Source organism: Priestia sp. J2 (assembly GCF_020790095.1).
Taxonomy (GTDB): Bacteria; Bacillota; Bacilli; order Bacillales; family Bacillaceae_H; genus Priestia; species Priestia zanthoxyli.
This window is the reverse complement of sequence record NZ_CP086208.1, coordinates 1,129,193-1,145,187: the sequence shown is the minus strand read 5'-3', so window position 1 is coordinate 1,145,187 and position 15,995 is coordinate 1,129,193. Positions and strand designations below refer to the sequence as shown.

At 39.5% G+C, this 15,995-nt stretch carries 17 protein-coding genes; 5 read left to right on the top strand and 12 right to left on the bottom strand.

All coding sequences use genetic code 11. The annotated features are described in order from the left end of the window. Positions 1–43 precede the first annotated feature (43 nt). The 4 genes from LJY09_RS05830 to LJY09_RS05815 are packed head-to-tail and all read right to left on the bottom strand — an operon-like array spanning position 44 to position 4,825. Positions 44–754: an ABC transporter ATP-binding protein gene (locus LJY09_RS05830; protein ID WP_228307602.1), complete on the bottom strand. Its 711-nt coding sequence runs from the start codon at positions 752–754 to the stop codon at positions 44–46. After that, a complete protein-coding gene (locus LJY09_RS05825) occupies positions 751–1,896 on the bottom strand; it encodes an ABC transporter permease (protein WP_228307600.1) in 1,146 nt (381 codons plus the stop codon). Before LJY09_RS05825 ends, LJY09_RS05830 begins: the two co-directional genes overlap by 4 nt. Further along, positions 1,893–3,116, bottom strand: coding sequence for an ABC transporter permease (locus tag LJY09_RS05820; RefSeq protein ID WP_228307599.1), 1,224 nt, complete (start codon positions 3,114–3,116; stop codon positions 1,893–1,895). The genes LJY09_RS05825 and LJY09_RS05820 overlap by 4 nt, the downstream gene beginning before the upstream one ends. Before the next feature lie 14 nt (positions 3,117–3,130). Next, the gene (locus tag LJY09_RS05815) at positions 3,131–4,825 is read right to left on the bottom strand and encodes a DUF6583 family protein (protein WP_228307597.1); all 1,695 of its coding nucleotides are present in this window, start codon (positions 4,823–4,825) and stop codon (positions 3,131–3,133) included. Positions 4,826–5,343: 518 nt separating this feature from the next. Between LJY09_RS05815 and LJY09_RS05810 the strand changes: the two genes are divergently transcribed. Continuing rightward, positions 5,344–5,661 (top strand): iron-sulfur cluster biosynthesis family protein, encoded by a 318-nt coding sequence (locus LJY09_RS05810; RefSeq protein WP_013055888.1) that lies wholly within the window; start codon positions 5,344–5,346, stop codon positions 5,659–5,661. A gap of 43 nt (positions 5,662–5,704) precedes the next feature. Here the strand turns inward: LJY09_RS05810 and LJY09_RS05805 are convergent, their stop codons facing one another. From LJY09_RS05805 to nagE, 4 genes are all read right to left on the bottom strand, one after another. Then, the gene (locus LJY09_RS05805) at positions 5,705–6,022 is read right to left on the bottom strand and encodes a hypothetical protein (RefSeq protein ID WP_013082157.1); all 318 of its coding nucleotides are present in this window, start codon (positions 6,020–6,022) and stop codon (positions 5,705–5,707) included. Positions 6,023–6,101: 79 nt separating this feature from the next. Next, complete coding sequence (locus tag LJY09_RS05800; protein ID WP_228307595.1) at positions 6,102–6,476, bottom strand: VOC family protein; 375 nt, start codon at positions 6,474–6,476, stop codon at positions 6,102–6,104. 131 nt (positions 6,477–6,607) lie between these two features. After that, the gene (locus tag LJY09_RS05795) at positions 6,608–7,327 is read right to left on the bottom strand and encodes a DUF554 domain-containing protein (RefSeq protein WP_033579488.1); all 720 of its coding nucleotides are present in this window, start codon (positions 7,325–7,327) and stop codon (positions 6,608–6,610) included. 248 nt (positions 7,328–7,575) lie between these two features. Next, positions 7,576–9,453, bottom strand: coding sequence for an N-acetylglucosamine-specific PTS transporter subunit IIBC (nagE, locus tag LJY09_RS05790; protein WP_115653303.1), 1,878 nt, complete (start codon positions 9,451–9,453; stop codon positions 7,576–7,578). A gap of 326 nt (positions 9,454–9,779) precedes the next feature. On the opposite strand from nagE, the gene nagA reads away from it, so the two are divergent. Genes nagA through LJY09_RS05770 form a run of 4 tightly spaced genes read left to right on the top strand, consistent with a single transcriptional unit; the run spans position 9,780 to position 13,228 of the window. Next, positions 9,780–10,964, top strand: coding sequence for an N-acetylglucosamine-6-phosphate deacetylase (nagA, locus tag LJY09_RS05785; protein ID WP_228307594.1), 1,185 nt, complete (start codon positions 9,780–9,782; stop codon positions 10,962–10,964). A gap of 2 nt (positions 10,965–10,966) precedes the next feature. Continuing rightward, on the top strand, positions 10,967–11,704 hold the full coding sequence (gene nagB / locus LJY09_RS05780) for a glucosamine-6-phosphate deaminase (protein ID WP_228307592.1): 738 nt from the start codon (positions 10,967–10,969) through the stop codon (positions 11,702–11,704). Positions 11,705–11,761: 57 nt separating this feature from the next. Beyond that, positions 11,762–12,487, top strand: coding sequence for a GntR family transcriptional regulator (locus LJY09_RS05775; protein ID WP_013055880.1), 726 nt, complete (start codon positions 11,762–11,764; stop codon positions 12,485–12,487). Between the two features lie 15 nt (positions 12,488–12,502). Beyond that, positions 12,503–13,228: an SIS domain-containing protein gene (locus tag LJY09_RS05770; RefSeq protein WP_014461150.1), complete on the top strand. Its 726-nt coding sequence runs from the start codon at positions 12,503–12,505 to the stop codon at positions 13,226–13,228. Between the two features lie 216 nt (positions 13,229–13,444). On the opposite strand, the gene LJY09_RS05765 is transcribed toward LJY09_RS05770, so the two are convergent. From LJY09_RS05765 to LJY09_RS05750, 4 genes are all read right to left on the bottom strand, one after another. After that, positions 13,445–13,930, bottom strand: a complete 486-nt coding sequence (locus LJY09_RS05765) for a hypothetical protein (RefSeq protein WP_228307590.1) — start codon at positions 13,928–13,930, stop codon at positions 13,445–13,447. Between the two features lie 476 nt (positions 13,931–14,406). Continuing rightward, the gene (locus tag LJY09_RS05760; protein ID WP_013055878.1) at positions 14,407–14,865 is read right to left on the bottom strand and encodes a GNAT family N-acetyltransferase; all 459 of its coding nucleotides are present in this window, start codon (positions 14,863–14,865) and stop codon (positions 14,407–14,409) included. Position 14,866: 1 nt separating this feature from the next. After that, a complete protein-coding gene (locus LJY09_RS05755) occupies positions 14,867–15,145 on the bottom strand; it encodes a YesK-like family protein (protein WP_228307589.1) in 279 nt (92 codons plus the stop codon). Positions 15,146–15,289: 144 nt separating this feature from the next. Then, positions 15,290–15,799, bottom strand: coding sequence for an SUKH-4 family immunity protein (locus LJY09_RS05750; protein WP_223546654.1), 510 nt, complete (start codon positions 15,797–15,799; stop codon positions 15,290–15,292). Positions 15,800–15,995 lie beyond the last annotated feature (196 nt).

The following is a 15,995-nucleotide window of genomic DNA, read 5'->3' as shown; positions in this document are numbered from 1 at the left end:
CCGCTTCTTCACGAAGCGGCTCTTTTTTTATGATTGCTTACTCTTAATCATGCAGCAGCTTATACACAACGTTCTCTTCTGCCTCTTCTCCAGTCTTTTCCTTCGCTTGGTCCATCGTGCCGACAAACTCCAGCTTTCCTTCCTTTAAGACCGCAAACCGATCACACACGCCTAAGATTTCATTCAAATCATGGGTAATATAGATGATCGTCTTTCCTTTTGCCGCCAGCTGTTTGATATAGCGGATAATCTCAAGCTTTGACTGCAAATCAATTCCGACTGTTGGCTCATCCATTAACAAAACGGACGGTTCATGAATAAGCGAAACGGCTATATTTAGCTTTCGCTTCATGCCTCCTGATAAATTTTTCACTTTTTCCTTCCATCTTCCTTCGAGCTGTACAGCTGAGCAAAGAGACTGAAGCTGTTCATTCGACAGAGAGCGTGAAGTCATTTTGCTCCACATTTTCATGTTTTCTTTTACGCTAAGCTCTTCCCACAGCGCTATGTCTTGTGGAACGTAGCCAATGACTTCTCGTATCGCTTTTTGATTTTTCTTAAGCGATAAGCCTCCAATCGTGACATTACCGCTTGAAGGAGCCGTAATGGTAGACAAAATAGACAGAAGCGTTGACTTACCAGCGCCGTTTGGTCCTAAAAGACCAATGACTTCTCCACTTTCTACGGTCAGCGTAACATTTGCTAACGAACGTTTTTTTCCGTATGTTTTGCTAACATTGTTAATTTCAATCATTTGATGCTCCTCACATTCCACACTATTTTAAACGCGCACAAACATATGCATGCAATGGAAACAGCTATCTCTTTCCAAATGAGCGTAAGCGGCAGCGCATGCTGATACAGAAGCAGATGCTGCGGAAGCCACTGACTTATTCTTTCAATCGTTGCAGAAAGCTCTCCTACCGGGAAAAAGCTCCCTCCTATTATGCTGAGTCCTGTGACCATGACGACGCTGATCATATAATAAGAGCCAACTCGCTGACTTTCACTTGCAAGCCACGTGCTAAAAGCAACGCATGTGATCACATAGATACACATATACAGCAGCACACCGTAAGACTCTGCTCCATACAGCCATTTAAATAGAGCAAAACTGATGAGAGCTTGAAGCACGTATAGCACAGCATAAGCGGCGCTGACGCTTCGAATATAACCATAAAGTCCTTTTTGCATCGTCTTCATTCGTTTAAAAAGATGACTCCGCTCTTTAATCATCCAATCTGATGTGATGCAGCAAAGTAAAAGCGTAAAAAATCCCCATAGCGGCACGTATCCGGTCATTTGAACGCTCCCTTGCTTCTTATGCTTCTTCGTTCCTTGCGCCTCGTAATCAATTGTCATCAGCGGCTTTGGTTTCCACTGGTTATCGGTATAGTGATACGCTTCTTTCCATAAATCCGGTCCTACATGAATGTGATAGACTTTATATAAAAAACGCACTTCATTTGCGGCTTTAACATTTGTCGTTAACCGTGTCACTTCACTGGCCACGACTTCTCGAACCGCTTCTGTCGCAACGGAAGAAGGCAGCGTAAGCAAATCAATGACTCCTTGATAATTCCCCGCTTCTACTTCTTGCTGAAATCCGTTAGGAAACACAAAAATGCTGTCAATTTTATTTTTTGCCAGTTGCTTTCTCGCTTGTTCTTCATTCATAGAAAGAAACTGAATTTCTGTTGTTTTCCGCAGTCGATCCAGCACTTGTTTAGACATGTTGCTGTGGTCTTGATCGACAAGAGCAACGGGTATTTTTGAATCACTTTGTACTTTTGCTAAAAATGAGCTGCTGATGACCGTTCCTATTAAAGGTAAAAAGAAGATCATGACAATAAGCATAGGACGCTTCAGCAGCTGCTTTATTTTTTCACTGATCATTTTCTCCACCGCCTTTGCAAAGTCATCACGTAGCCAACAGCAAAAACAAAACTTCCTGCTGCCGTAATGAGAATAGGCTTAAGGTAAAGAAAAGCTTCGTTTGTGTTATATCCATCAAATTCATAAAATAACAGCTCCAAGACGCGGGTGTTGAGTGACCATTTCTGAAAACCACTCGCCCAGTCTGGTAAATAGACGACCGGCACAACATGTCCGCTTAAAATCGCACTCAGCAAAATAAACAGCATGCCGGTTAGTTGATAAGCTTTTTGTGATAAAAAAAGAACCCGAAGAAGTAAAAACAAACATAAAAAAGCAAACAAACTTCCGCTTATCCCTAGAAAAAGCTCTCCGTACGTACCGGTTACAGGCAGTTTCAGTCCTTTAATGAGGCTTCCAAACAAAACGACAGATACCGGTAGCAAAAGAACAAACAGAGCCGTCAGCTGCGCTAAATAAATGCGAAGAAACGATACACCTCTTGTTTTCATTCGATCCAGCACGGGAGAAGTCTGCGTTTCACTAGCAAGCAGCCATCCGCCGTAGCTCCAAATCATAAGCATCAAAGCAGCAAAAGACAGCACATAATATTGATTCATATCCTGCTGAAAGAAACTCGTTTCTACTTGTTCATCAAATAAACTTCCTCTATCTAATACATGAAGCCCAAACGTTACTAAGCTCTTCTTAAATTCTGCGCGTCTCTTTTCATCGGAAACATTTTCTTTTTCTAAAAAGGCATCAACCGTATTAATACCGCTTTGAGCAGCTGACGTGTAGTCGGCTGCACTTTCCATCACGTAGCGAAACAGCTGTGACTGAAGCGGCTTATTGTTGTTTCCAATGACGTGTAAAGGCTGATTTTTCCCATGAGCAATATCGTGACTAAAACCTTTTGGCAGCGTTACAATGGCTGCCACTTTATTTTGCTGCAGCAGCTGTTTAGCTTTCTCTTCATTCGTGTAAAGCGGCTTCATGATCTTGCGAAGCTTACCTTCGGTCAGCTGTTCGATGACGTACTTCGTTTGTGCAGTATCATCTTTATCCACAATGGCCACGGGGAACCGATTTACTTTCTCCTCACCTTGCATGGTCTGACTAATAATGATCCCTGCTCCAAGTAAAAACAGAGCAGGGATCATTATTAGCAGTATGAGAGATTTTATATTTTTCAATAGAGCTTTACATGTAAAAAGAGTCAAAGAGAAATATATCTTCATCTGCTTTGCACCTTTTAGTAACCAGCGGTTCCCATATTCATCATGAGACCTTGAACATTTTTAGCAAAATTTTCTTGAATCGACAGCATATCTTCAGGCGTCACATCTTTTACGTTTGTCGCATTAGATGCGTCAAGCTCTGGAATAGAGGCTGATTTTTTTAATTGAGAAGCAGAGTCAATTTTTAACGTAACGTTTGCAGGATCTGCTTTTGGTCCTATTTTTGTACGAATATCAAACGAATAATCTGCTTTTCCTTTTGAAGCACTTATTGCTTGATTCTGCTTTACTTCTCCGTTTACTACTAGATCTTCTTGATCACCTAAGTCTAAAGAGAAAGTACGGTCAGCCGTCTGTTTTGCATCGGTTTTACCGTTGATTACTGAATTCATTTTAAACGTCATATTCGTGTCTTCATCTTTTGAATCTTTTGTTAACAAATGAATAGACATGTTTTCTTTTCTCTTTTCACTTTCCGTTGTTACGTCATTTTTCATATCAAACGTAAATGCATCATCGGTAGTGCTATCGGTTAGGACTGCTTTGAACTGCTTAGCCGTTTTGTTATCTTCATACGGAATATTTTTAGTTACGACGTTAAGTTTTCCTTTATCGTTAGAAGCATTTTTTACGCCCATGTTCATATCGCGAGCTACAACAACATCATCTTGAACGTACACAGTTGATTTAACACCGCCAGGGTAAGTCGTATCTTTTGCTTCTTTTTGGAAGTCTTGAAGACTTTCTTTTACTGATTTTTTCAATTCTTTTGGATCTGCCATATCTTTTAATTCTGGATTTGTCGCTGCTGAAGATTTAAACAGCTTAGACACGTGATTTGCATAGATAGTATGAAGCTTGTCATCTTTTGCTACCTTCGCAATAAGTTTATCCATAAATTGTTTTGTTTCTTTGTCAGACATGTTAAGCGTCACGCTTGTTAACTGAAGCGTTTTGCCATTTGTTTTATAATCCACATTTTTTTCTTTTGTAAAATAATCGCTGTCTAGCTGATCATAAATGAACGTTCCGTACTCTTTTGCAATGTAGGTTTTTTCTTTTTCCGTTAACTTTAAGTCTTCTAAACTTACGTTACTCGTGTTAATATCAAGCGTTTCAGGACCTGAATACGAAGGATCGAACTTACGCGCTACCTGTCCATATTCGTCTAAGTTTAAATAGAAATATTCATTTGCTAGAATCGGAGCTTTAAAGCCTATTCTTTCTTTCGTTTGAAAACCTTCTAGATCAAGCGCTTTTGAACCGCCGATATTAAGAGCCAGTGAACCATATCCTTCACTTTTTTTCGAATCTTGTTCCGCTTTAATTTTAATTTCAGCTTTACTGATAAGATCTTGAATCATTTTAAAGCTTGGATCATACGAAAGTGAATCCATATTAAAGCCGCCTTTAATAGTAGCATTTGTGGTAGAAGGCTGCTTCATCGCTTTTTCCTGATAAGCCATCGTTTCACTGTACTTCGTTTCTAATTCATCTGCTGCTTTTTGATACGTATTTACTTCAGAAATTAAATATAACTGCTTAGGAGATTTTTTAAATACCGTAGCAAATGTAATTGCTCCTCCAATAATCACAATTAAAGCTGCCAAAATGATAATCCATTTAGCTGGCGCTTTTTTGGGAGCGGGCGCTGTTTCTAGCGAAGCCGCTGTTTCGTCTGTTGTTCTGTTTTGATCTTTCTCACTCATCTACACCAGAACCTCCTATGTATTTTGTTAGTCACTTTGTACATGATAAGGAATGGTTTCCATAAATTCTACTACTTCGACAAAATAAGACAATAATTAGTCCGATAAACCGATGTCTTTCGGTGCAATATCGTGTGCAAAGTACTCTACTTAAGTACCCAATATATTGAAAATAAAACCAATTATTCAAAACTATCTCAATAACTATTAAAATACGTAAATGACTTATCCTCTTGTATTTTTACAATATATTCCTATAATTAAGCATTTACACCTAAGAATTACGAAGTGCAGTTTTTCTATAGCTGATCTCTTTTTTCTTTCATCACATACAGGTGATATCTATGTACGTCTTTATAAAAACATGATAAAAACATCAGCGTTTTGTTCCGTTTTGAAAGGGAAATAATAATAGTGAGAAAGCTTTTTTCTTGCCCGTGACATAAAAATCGAATAAAGTATTCCTAAATACATTTCACACAATTTAATTTGAGGATAGAAAAAGGAGGATATCATTTATGAATATACGCGTCACTCCTTCTGCAAAAGAAGCGTTGCAGAACGTAGAACAAAATCAAATGATTCAGCTTTCTTTTGATCGGGGGAGCTGCGATATTGTTAATACGATTTATGAAATGAAGATCATCTCAAAGCGCAGCCTTCAACCCTATGAAAAAGTTGTAACGGTTGAAGACTTAGAGTTTATTGTTGACGATGACATGGAAGAAGTGTACGACAATGAGCTGGTGATCGATCACGCAGCAGGTGCTTTTGTCTTCAAAAATCACAACCAAATTTTTAATAATCGCGTAGGACTACGCTATATCAATTCATAGAAAAAAGCAGGGAGCTCCCTGCTTTTTTTCTTGCATATGTCTTTTATCGATTGACTTTCAACCGCTCTTGGATAAATAACAAAACGTTCACAAGGCTGTTTTCTTCATATACATTCACTTGCTGACGCTTAAATTCCCCTTGTTCGTGGTAGTAAATAATATCTCCCGTTCCTTTGTCTTCATTCATATGTAAATGAAAACTAAGCGGCGTTGCCAAAATAGATCCGTCTTCATCTCGCTGAAGAATTTGACAAAGCGTTTGATTCCCTTGTTTTTCAGATAAAAAGTCATAGCCAAATTGACGTGCTAACTTCTCCACTTGTGCAGCAATAAGAGCTGTAATCTGTTGATTGTCTTTCATAAGCAGTATTTCTCCTTACTTCATATCATTAGGGTTTTATTATTAGTATACTATACCTTAAACTTCTGGAGCTAACGACTTATCCTGTACAAATCATGACCACATGTCCATCCGGATCTTTTATCGTAAAAAACGAAAAAGCCTCAAAAGAAGTAATCGGAGAATCAATCGTATAGTCCATCCCTTTAACAAATTCATAGGCTTCTTTAATATCTTCCGTATGGAAATTAAAAATTGGATGGAGACTAGCCACTATTTGTTTTTCTGTTCCTTCAGGACCCGCGTCTAGTGTTAACCCTGTTTCTCCATCAATTTTAAGATTATAAACGGGGTTCTTCACCTCGCTCATCTTGTATTCTTGATTCAATAACTCGCTATACCATTTTACTGAAGTTTTTAAATGAGATACGTGGATAAATACCGTATTCATTTTGTTGAAAACAGGACTCGGCATTTTTACCCTCCTTTTTGTTTTTCTGTTCATTCTATACCATTATCCACGTATCACTTTATACCTGCTACTCCCTTAACTTTTGCTCATATAGATACAAAAAAGCTTGCGAATGCTATCCACAAGCTTTTTCTTCATAAAAAATATGTATGCTGTACAACTACAATCACAACCGCAATTAAAATCGAAGGCAGTAAATTCGCAACTTTAATTTTAATAATTTCTAATAGATTAATTCCAATTGCTAAAATTAACACGCCGCCTACTCCTGTGACTTCGGCAATGATACTATTCATTAAATCTTGCGGCACAACCGCATTAATTTGCGTGGCAAATAGCGCAATGATGCCTTCGTACAGAAACACCGGCACCGCTGAGAAAATGACGCCTATTCCAAGCGTAGTCGTTAATAATAATGAGATAAATCCATCCATCACCGCTTTTGTAAACAATACGCTGTGATCACCGCGTATTCCGCTGTCTAATGCCCCGACAATCGCCATCGCTCCAATAACAAAGATCAACGTTCCTGTCACAAAGCCCTGTGACATACTAAATGTTTGCTTGTCGTTTTGCTGAGATTGAAATTTTCGTTCAATCATATTGCCTAAAAGGTTTAGCTTTTCATCTAAATCAATGAACTCACCAATAACCGCTCCAATGGCTAAGCTCAAAATTACAATTAAAAACTGATGACTTTTAAAGCCCATTTGCAAACCAAGGGTGATAACGGATAACCCCATCACTTGCATCACCGTCACGCTTACTTTCTCAGGAATGCGGTGAGCAAGCTTGCCCATTAATGTTCCTACAACAATCGCTAATCCATTTACCAAGGCTCCTATAATAAACATGCTGTCACCTTTACTGCGAATAATGCCGTTTCTTTTTTCATTTGTTCTACTTCCTCTCCGCTCCACACTAGCTGTATCAAACACACTAAATTTTAACACAAAATTCTCTCAATTATGAAGAAAAGAAAAAAGAGATTGAAACGTAACTAAATAGATTAAATCTACGTTCACCATCACAATAAAAAGATCCGAACGCTTCATCGTTCGGATCTTCTTTTAACTAGAACAGGTTTGTTCCAGCCTTTTTATTAAAATGTAATAACGTCTTTTGTACCTTGCTTTTGGTAGCCTGTTTTTAACAGCTTCACTTCTTTATCCGCTGGCAAGTTGGTAAATACAACCGGTGTCACAATAGACGGTGCATGCTTTTTAACATACTCTAAATCCACCTGTAAAAGCGGTGTTCCTTGTTGAACGCTGTCACCTTCTTGAACAAGCGCTTCGAATCCTTCTCCTTTTAAATTCACGGTATCTAATCCAACGTGAATCAGGATTTCAATTCCTTCTGCTGTTTTTAAGCCAATCGCATGTTTTGTTGGGAACACGGTCATGACTTCACCGTTAATCGGTGATACGAGCGTTCCTTCAATCGGTTCAATCGCAAAGCCGTCGCCCATCATCTTTTGTGAAAACACTTGATCTTCCACTTCACTAAGCGGCTTTACAACGCCTTCAAACGGTAACACAAACTCTGTGTGTGCATCTGTTTGAACAGCCTGTTGTTCAACAGGTGCAGCGGTTGACGCTGTACCGTATTTAACTAATTGATTCATTGCGTCTGCAACAAACTCTACTTCTGTTCCGACAATGACTTGAACATTTGTTTTGCTGAGCTTCATGATTCCTCTCGCTCCGTGACGCTTTAAGGCAGATTCGTTAATGTTGCCGGCATCAGCTACTTGTAAGCGAAGACGAGTCGCACAGTTATCAATTACGGTTAAGTTTTCTTTTCCGCCTAAATCTTCAATAAAATAAGACGCCATATCCACATATTTATCGCCTGTTGCCACAACCGTTTCGTTTGATGTGTCTACTTCTTCATCATCTTCACGTCCCGGTGTTTTTAAATTTAATGCTTTGATCAGCGTATAGAAAATGACAAAGTAAATGACTGCATATACAATTCCAATTCCCGCTAACAGCAGCGGTTTTTGTGAAATTCCATAGTTTAAGAAGAAATCAATGGCCCCCGCTGAAAATCCAAATCCAGCGTGAATACCAAGTGCAACGGCTAAAGCCATCGAAATTCCTGTTAAAACGGCATGAATAACGTATAATAGCGGTGCTACGAACATAAATAAAAATTCAATTGGTTCCGTAATTCCTGTTAAAAAAGATGTAACAGCAAGTCCAATTAACATACCGCTGACTTGTTTGCGCTTTTCTTTTTTAGCTGCTGCAATCATCGCAAGCGCAGCTGCCGGTAAACCAAACATCATAACCGGGAAGAATCCAGACATGAATGTTCCTGCCGTTGGATCTCCTTTAAAGAAGCGATTCAAATCTCCCGTTACGCCGTGATAGTCTCCGAACACAAACCATACTAAGCTGTTTAACACGTGATGCAGTCCAATTGGAATTAGTAGACGGTTTAAAAATCCGTATATACCTGCACCAAGCGCTCCTGCTCCTGTAATCCACGTTCCTAAGTTGTTAATTTGATCTTGAATCGGCGGCCAAATAACACCAAAGATTCCTGCGAGCGCAAGCATAACAACTGAAGTAATAATCGGTACAAACCGCTTTCCTGCAAAGAAGCCGAGCCACTCTGGGAGCTTAATCGCTGAGAAACGATTGTATAGTAAACCAGCCGTTACCCCTGAGACAATCCCTCCGAGTACACCCATGTTAATATCTTTATCAATAGCTACAGTCCCTTTTGTTAAAACAAAATAACCAACTACTCCGGCAAGTGCTGCTGCGCCGCTTCCATCTTTTGAAAGCCCTACAGCAATTCCGAGTGCAAACAGTAGTGCTAAATTCGCAAAAATCGCATCTCCGGCTTGAGCCATAAATGGAATATCTAATAAGTCCTTTTGACCCAAACGAAGAAGCAATGCCGCAGCAGGTAATACTGCGATTGGCAGCATAAGCGATTTACCAATACGTTGTAAAAAATTCAGCATGTTTCTATCCCCTTTGTATAACGTATTTAATCCGATGTTACGAGCAAGGATTTTCGTAACAATATTTATCGGATGACAAGTTACCGCATTCACCCCGGCCTATGATTACATCATCAGCTGAAATAAAGGCGGTTTTACTGCATGGACTCATACTAGCACACAAAATATATAGTTGTCTATACCAATTTTCTTTTTAAAAACCTTTCTATATCAACGTTAAAAGCCCTTACAAAACTTTCTAGTTCACAAAAAGAGTTAACTGGTCTAGACAACTATTCCAAAAAGCGTTACACTTAAATCAATACAACGAGCAAAGGAGTGTATGTATGGATACACATTCATCCATCATTATTTATAATGTAACCGTTTATAGTGAAAATCAGACATTAAAAAACGGGTATATTAAACTAACGAACCAGAAAATTACTGAAATCGGAGAGATCCATCAATACGTACGTCAAACGAAAGACCATGTAATTGAACTTTCTCCTTCCTATAAAGTTATTCCTGGTGCCATTGACGTGCATATTCATGGCGTTAACAATGCGGACGCTATGGACGGTACGGCAGAAGCATTAAAAACAATGGCGCGCACGCTTCCAAAAGAAGGTACAACAAGCTTTTTAGCAACTACTATGACGCAGTCGAATGAAGCGGTTGAAAAAGCACTTCGCAACGCAGGCGCTTATATCGAAGAGCAAACAAGCACCGATGCTGAAGTAGTTGGTATTCACTTAGAAGGTCCGTTTATTTCACCGAAACGTGCGGGCGCGCAGCCTCCTACTCACATTCAAGATCCGAATGTAGCACTGTTTCAAGAGTGGCAAAAAGCAGCCGGAGGACATATTAAACTTGTTACATTAGCTCCGGAGCAGCCAAACGGCTTAGCGCTTACTTCTTATCTAAAAGAAACAAACGTCGTCGCTTCTATTGGCCACTCCGACAGCACATATGATCAAGTCCGTGAAGCTATTGAAGCAGGAGCTTCTCATATTACGCACTTATATAACGGCATGCGCGGTCTTCACCATAGAGAGCCCGGCGTATTGGGCGCCGCTTATTTGAGAAATGAATTATTTGTAGAGCTGATTACAGACGGCATCCACTGCCGACCTGAAATGGTCAAGCTTGCGTACGATCAAATCACAAGTGAACGCATGATTCTTATCACGGATTCTCTTCGTGCCAAATGGCTAAAAAACGGTACGTATGATTTAGGAGGACAGCCTGTTCACGTAAACGACACAACGGCTACCCTTGCAGATGGAACATTAGCGGGAAGCATCTTAAAGATGAACGATGCAATTAAAAACACGATGAGCTTTACGAACTGCTCATTAGAAGACATCGTAAAAATGACTGCTGAAAACCCAGCAAAACAGCTTAATCTGTTCGATACAAAAGGAAGCCTCAAAATTGGAAAAGATGCGGATATCGTGGTGTTAAATGAAAACCTAGATGTTGAAATGACATTTTGCCGAGGCACATTGAGCTTTCAAAAGGAGGACTAACAATGAATATCATCCAAGTGAAAAACTACAGTGAAATGAGTGCAAAAGCAGCTGATATGCTGATTAGCAAACTTCATGAAAAGCCAAATATGAATCTGGGACTTGCAACGGGAGGCACGCCGAAAGGATTATATGATCGTTTAATTCAAGATCATAAAGAGCACGGCACGTCTTACAAACAAGTTACTTCCTTTAACTTAGATGAATATGTCGGAATGAAGCCGCAAGATCCAAACAGCTACCACTACTATATGGCAGATGCGTTATTTAATCACATTGATATTGACGTAAGCAACACGCACGTTCCTAATGGCCTAGCTGATACGCCTGAAGAAGAATGCCGCCGCTACGATGAGATGATTCAAAATCACGGAGGCATTGACCTTCAGATTCTTGGAATCGGCCAAAACGGACATATTGGCTTTAACGAACCTGGTACGTCATTCAACTCTCCTACTCATATTGTGACATTAGAAGAGTCAACGCGAAAAGCGAATGCGCGCTACTTTAATTCTCTTGACGAAGTGCCTACTCAAGCTATTACAATGGGAATTGAGTCGATTATGAAAAGCAAAGAAATTTTACTGCTTATCTCCGGTGAAGCCAAAGCAGAAGCGATGTATCAGCTGCTTAACGGAGAAATCACAGAAAAATTTCCTGCTTCTATTTTAAAGAAGCATCACAGTGTTACAATTATTGCGGACCAAGAAGCTTTAAGTAAAGTATCGACTATGGTTTAATTTATAGCCTCCTCGTCTCTTTTAGATGAGGGGGTTTACATAAAGGAGAGAAATCACGTGATTGATAAAAGCTCACCTCTTCCGATTTATTATCAAATTGAAGAACAGTTAAAAAAACAAATTGAAAACGGAGAGTTAAAACCAAATGATTCGCTTCCTTCTGAACGAGAGTTTGCAGAACGATTTGAAATCAGCAGAATGACCGTTCGCCAAGCAATTAACAATTTAGTAAACGACGGTTATTTATATCGTCAAAAAGGCCGTGGTACCTTTGTATCTGAAAAAAAACTTGAGCAGCAGCTCGTTGGATTAACGAGTTTTACAGAAGATATGAAAGCGCGCGGAATGGTGCCAAGCAGTAAATTGCTAAGTTTTGAAATCATTGCGGCTTCAGAAAAAATTGCCGAGCAGCTGCAAATTTCTCTTCATGCGCCTGTTTATGAAATCAAGCGTATTCGTTTAGCTGACGACGTGCCAATGGCGCTCGAAAGCGTATATGTATCCGCTAACTTAGTCAAAGGATTAACGGAATCCATTGTTAATGACTCTCTCTACCGCTATATTGAAGAAGAGCTCGGGCTGAAAATTGGCGAAGCCAATCAAACGTTAGAATCCATTTTAGCTTCTGAAACCGAAGTGAAGCATCTTGGAATCAGCTCATATTCACCCGTTCTATTGATTCAAAGAAATACGTATTTGCAAGACGGCACGCCGCTTGAAGTGGTGAAGTCTTCGTACCGAGCAGACCGCTATAAGTTTACGATTAACATGACACGATCTTAACTAAGGAGTTTTTTTATGTCTAGTTTATATCTACAGGAACTAACAAAACTGCTTGCTAAAGTGGAGGCGCATGAACAGCAGGCAATGGAATCCGCAGCCGAGAAAATCTCACAGCAATTAGCTTCTCATCACCTCATTCATTTATTTGGGTGCGGTCATTCTCATATTTTAACGGAAGAAGTGTTTTACCGTTCCGGAGGGCTTGCGCCGATTCATCCTATTTTTGTAGAAGAACTGATGCTTCATAAAGGAGCTTCGCGCTCTTCACAGCTAGAGCGTAAAAACGACTATGCCTCCACCTTTATGGAAAAAGAAGATATCGTACCAGGCGATATCATGATTGTGATTTCTACGTCGGGCGTAAATCCCGTTCCAATTGACGTGGCCTTAATTGCAAAAGAAAAAGGCGCCTTTGTTATCGGGCTTACCTCTCCTTCTTATGCCACGAGCCGGGCTTCGCGACATAAAAGCGGAAAATACCTACATGATGTCGTGGATCTTGTTATTAATAATCATATTCCAAAAGGAGACGTTCTTCTTCATCAGCAAGACATTTCCTTCGCTTCTGGTTCTACTGTAATTGGAGGCGCTATCTTAAACGATATCCTATCTAGAACCATTCAAAAACTGCTCAGCCGCGGCATCACGCCTCCTGTCTTTTTAAGCGGAAACATGGAAGGTTCAGATGAACATAACCAGCGGTTGATTGATGCTTACAAAGGAAGAATTACTGCCCTATAACAGCCCGTGCGGCTGTTTTTTTGCACAAAAAAAAGATGCTTGAAAGCATCTCATCAAAGTCGGACTGTACGATTTGGACTAGATCTCCTCTTTATCAGTAGAAGTCTTGTTCACAGCACCATAACCTACTTATCCGACATAATTACTATGTTTAACATAAGTATACTCTTTTATACCTTAGGTGTCAAATAAGTTATAAGAAATTTCGTAGTGCATTCATTTAAAGATTTTTTTTCGGTAATGTTCCAGCTGGCTTTTAGCTTCTTTCATAATTGTTGTATGTATGATTTCATCCGTGATGTTAGAATAATTGTCTCCGTACTGATAGTCATCTATCATATCACTAATTTCAAGCCAACCTACTAACTCCCTCGGACAGTCGAGTTCAATGAACATGGTGTATAAGTGATCGGCTTCTGTTAGCGCCCTCTCTTCATGCTGCACAATTGTTTGAAGCCTAGTATAGATCAGGTAATCTGTACATTCCTGTTCACTCGGTTCCGATAAGGAAAGCTCTTTTAAAGTACGCTGAAAATAATCTTCTATTTCAAAGAGATTATAAGGTGGACGGAGAGAAGCTAAAATAGAAAGAGATACAGAATCCTGTTCATGTTCCAGCATAGAAAGTGCCCATGGTAAATAATGTTTTTCCGCTGTGACACTCTTTTGATAAATGTAATAAAAGAGCTCGCGTGTATCCATAGAACTCCTCCTCCCTTTTTCATGCCGACACAATTTCAAATAGTTTACCATATCTATAAATTTTATCTACAGCTTTCTGCCAAAGTTTTGTATAAGATTTCCTGCCGCATCTCACAAAAAAGAACCTGCATCAAAACTGATGCAGGTTCTTCCCTTCATATCATGCTAATTATTTCATGTTCATTTGCCCTTGTGAGGCCCTTTCGCTACGTATATCGGTTCATAACGAGAGTGCCAATTGTCAGATCAGAATATCTGCTTTTCATGTGAGGTAATACGTTTGCTGAAGTTGCTGTTAAGTATTCCAAAACTAAACCAGTCCCTTCATGAAGCTAAGTATTTACCTTTCACAGTAGCCTTAGAAAAATTTCTATCGGCTCTGTACTATCTGTATACCACGTTTCAATTGAACTAAACTAAAAAATTCATTTTAATCAAAAAATTCTTACCACGGGGATACAACCATTAACAGCCAATTACAAATGGAGCTTTAATCCTTCATGAGAAGCTGTGAATCCAAGCTTTTGATAAAAACGCAAAGCCTCTGACCGTTCCTTGTCGGTTGTTAATTGTACTAACTGACAATTACGTTCTTTCGCTCGTTCAATCGCCCATGTAATCAGCTGATATCCAACCCCTTTTCCGCGCTGTGACGAAGCGGTTCGAACTCCTTCAATCGTGGCTCTCCACCCGCCTTGTCGTGCAATGTGGGGCGTAAAGGTTATTTGTTGAACACCTATTACTTCACTATCTTTACATGCGACAATCAGTTCATTGTTTGGATCCGCATCAATTGCCTGAAATGCTTGCACATAACAGTCTGGAAGCGGTAATTCGTAGCGTTCTCGTTTGCTTCCGAGCATATCATCAGCGAGCATTCCAACAATTTGATCTAAATCTTCCCGCACTGCTTCTCTAAAGGTTATCTCTCCCATTTCACACAGCACCTTTCCCATGTCTATTTATGATATTAAAAAGAACACTGACGAACAAGCTCAGAATCGACGCCAAGAACAAAGCGACCGCTAAAGCACCAAGACCCATTCCTTCAAAGCCGCCAACTCCAAATATGCTATATAGAAATAGAAATATGCTTATTAGTATGCTGCTAAGTGAAATTCCATACTGCACGGGCGAGTTCTTTCTATAGAAGAAATACGACGCACCAAAAAGCAGCACAAAGAAAGCACCCATTAATCCAAATAAAGAAATCATTTACACCCTCCTCCCTCTTCAAAAAAAGGAATTTATATCCATTATATACTATCATTTTTATTTATTCTATCTATATTAATAGCCCTGCAGCCACAACTAAATAGACATGACCAAAACGGCCATGTCTATTTTTCTACTATATTATTAAAAAGAAAGTTCTTTGAACCAAAAAGAATAAGGGGCTAAGCAAGCTTCATCAATTTCATTCATACGTTTTTTGCATCGCTGCAGCACCTCAGCAGGAATGTGTCTCTCTAAGTATGCAGATTCTCCGTTAGCTTGAATCGTTTCTTCTACTAGCTCTTCAAACACATCTAAGCATGCTAAAAACTGCGGAAAAGTTGTATTAACAAAGCGCTCGCAGTCATCGTTGGACGTATCGAGCAGCACAACCGAACCGTTTTTTTGATGAAGACAAATTGGATCTCCAGCGCCTGTTGTTCCTAAAAACCAATAGTGCTGGTAGCGAGATGATAACTCAAATGTTTCGCATAGCGTTGTTAGCTTGCCTTTGGATGAAACGAACTCTAGAAATGGTGAAGCTTCTTTGGGCAATCCTTTCTCTGTTAGCAACTTCTTTGTCTCTTTATCAATATCAAGGGGTGCAAGCTGTTCGGCATCAAACTTCATTCGTTTTTCCTGTCGTTGCATCACATTTGACAACTTCTTTCACTCCTTTTCACCATTTGCTCTTTCTTTGCTTTTGTTTATTATAAAAGAAATCCAGCTCGTATTATATGCTACAAATGAACTTAATTAGACTGAAAATTTTTCCAATCTTTATTTATATAGCCCGATTTCCTCTTTATAAACACAGGTAAAAAGAAACCGATCAGATTTTCTCCAACAG

What these genes read in the sequence shown, in the direction of transcription:
- LJY09_RS05830 (WP_228307602.1), bottom strand. Translation starts at nt 754, where the DNA reads ATGATTGAAATTAACAATGTTAGCAAAACATACGGAAAAAAACGTTCG.
- LJY09_RS05810 (WP_013055888.1), top strand. Translation starts at nt 5,344, where the DNA reads ATGAATATACGCGTCACTCCTTCTGCAAAAGAAGCGTTGCAGAACGTA.
- nagA (WP_228307594.1), top strand. Translation starts at nt 9,780, where the DNA reads ATGGATACACATTCATCCATCATTATTTATAATGTAACCGTTTATAGT.
- LJY09_RS05770 (WP_014461150.1), top strand. Translation starts at nt 12,503, where the DNA reads ATGTCTAGTTTATATCTACAGGAACTAACAAAACTGCTTGCTAAAGTG.
- LJY09_RS05755 (WP_228307589.1), bottom strand. Translation starts at nt 15,145, where the DNA reads ATGATTTCTTTATTTGGATTAATGGGTGCTTTCTTTGTGCTGCTTTTT.
- LJY09_RS05825 (WP_228307600.1), bottom strand. Translation starts at nt 1,896, where the DNA reads ATGATCAGTGAAAAAATAAAGCAGCTGCTGAAGCGTCCTATGCTTATT.
- nagE (WP_115653303.1), bottom strand. Translation starts at nt 9,453, where the DNA reads ATGCTGAATTTTTTACAACGTATTGGTAAATCGCTTATGCTGCCAATC.
- LJY09_RS05765 (WP_228307590.1), bottom strand. Translation starts at nt 13,930, where the DNA reads ATGGATACACGCGAGCTCTTTTATTACATTTATCAAAAGAGTGTCACA.
- LJY09_RS05815 (WP_228307597.1), bottom strand. Translation starts at nt 4,825, where the DNA reads ATGAGTGAGAAAGATCAAAACAGAACAACAGACGAAACAGCGGCTTCG.
- nagB (WP_228307592.1), top strand. Translation starts at nt 10,967, where the DNA reads ATGAATATCATCCAAGTGAAAAACTACAGTGAAATGAGTGCAAAAGCA.
- LJY09_RS05820 (WP_228307599.1), bottom strand. Translation starts at nt 3,116, where the DNA reads ATGAAGATATATTTCTCTTTGACTCTTTTTACATGTAAAGCTCTATTG.
- LJY09_RS05795 (WP_033579488.1), bottom strand. Translation starts at nt 7,327, where the DNA reads ATGTTTATTATAGGAGCCTTGGTAAATGGATTAGCGATTGTTGTAGGA.
- LJY09_RS05805 (WP_013082157.1), bottom strand. Translation starts at nt 6,022, where the DNA reads ATGAAAGACAATCAACAGATTACAGCTCTTATTGCTGCACAAGTGGAG.
- LJY09_RS05760 (WP_013055878.1), bottom strand. Translation starts at nt 14,865, where the DNA reads ATGGGAGAGATAACCTTTAGAGAAGCAGTGCGGGAAGATTTAGATCAA.
- LJY09_RS05800 (WP_228307595.1), bottom strand. Translation starts at nt 6,476, where the DNA reads ATGCCGAGTCCTGTTTTCAACAAAATGAATACGGTATTTATCCACGTA.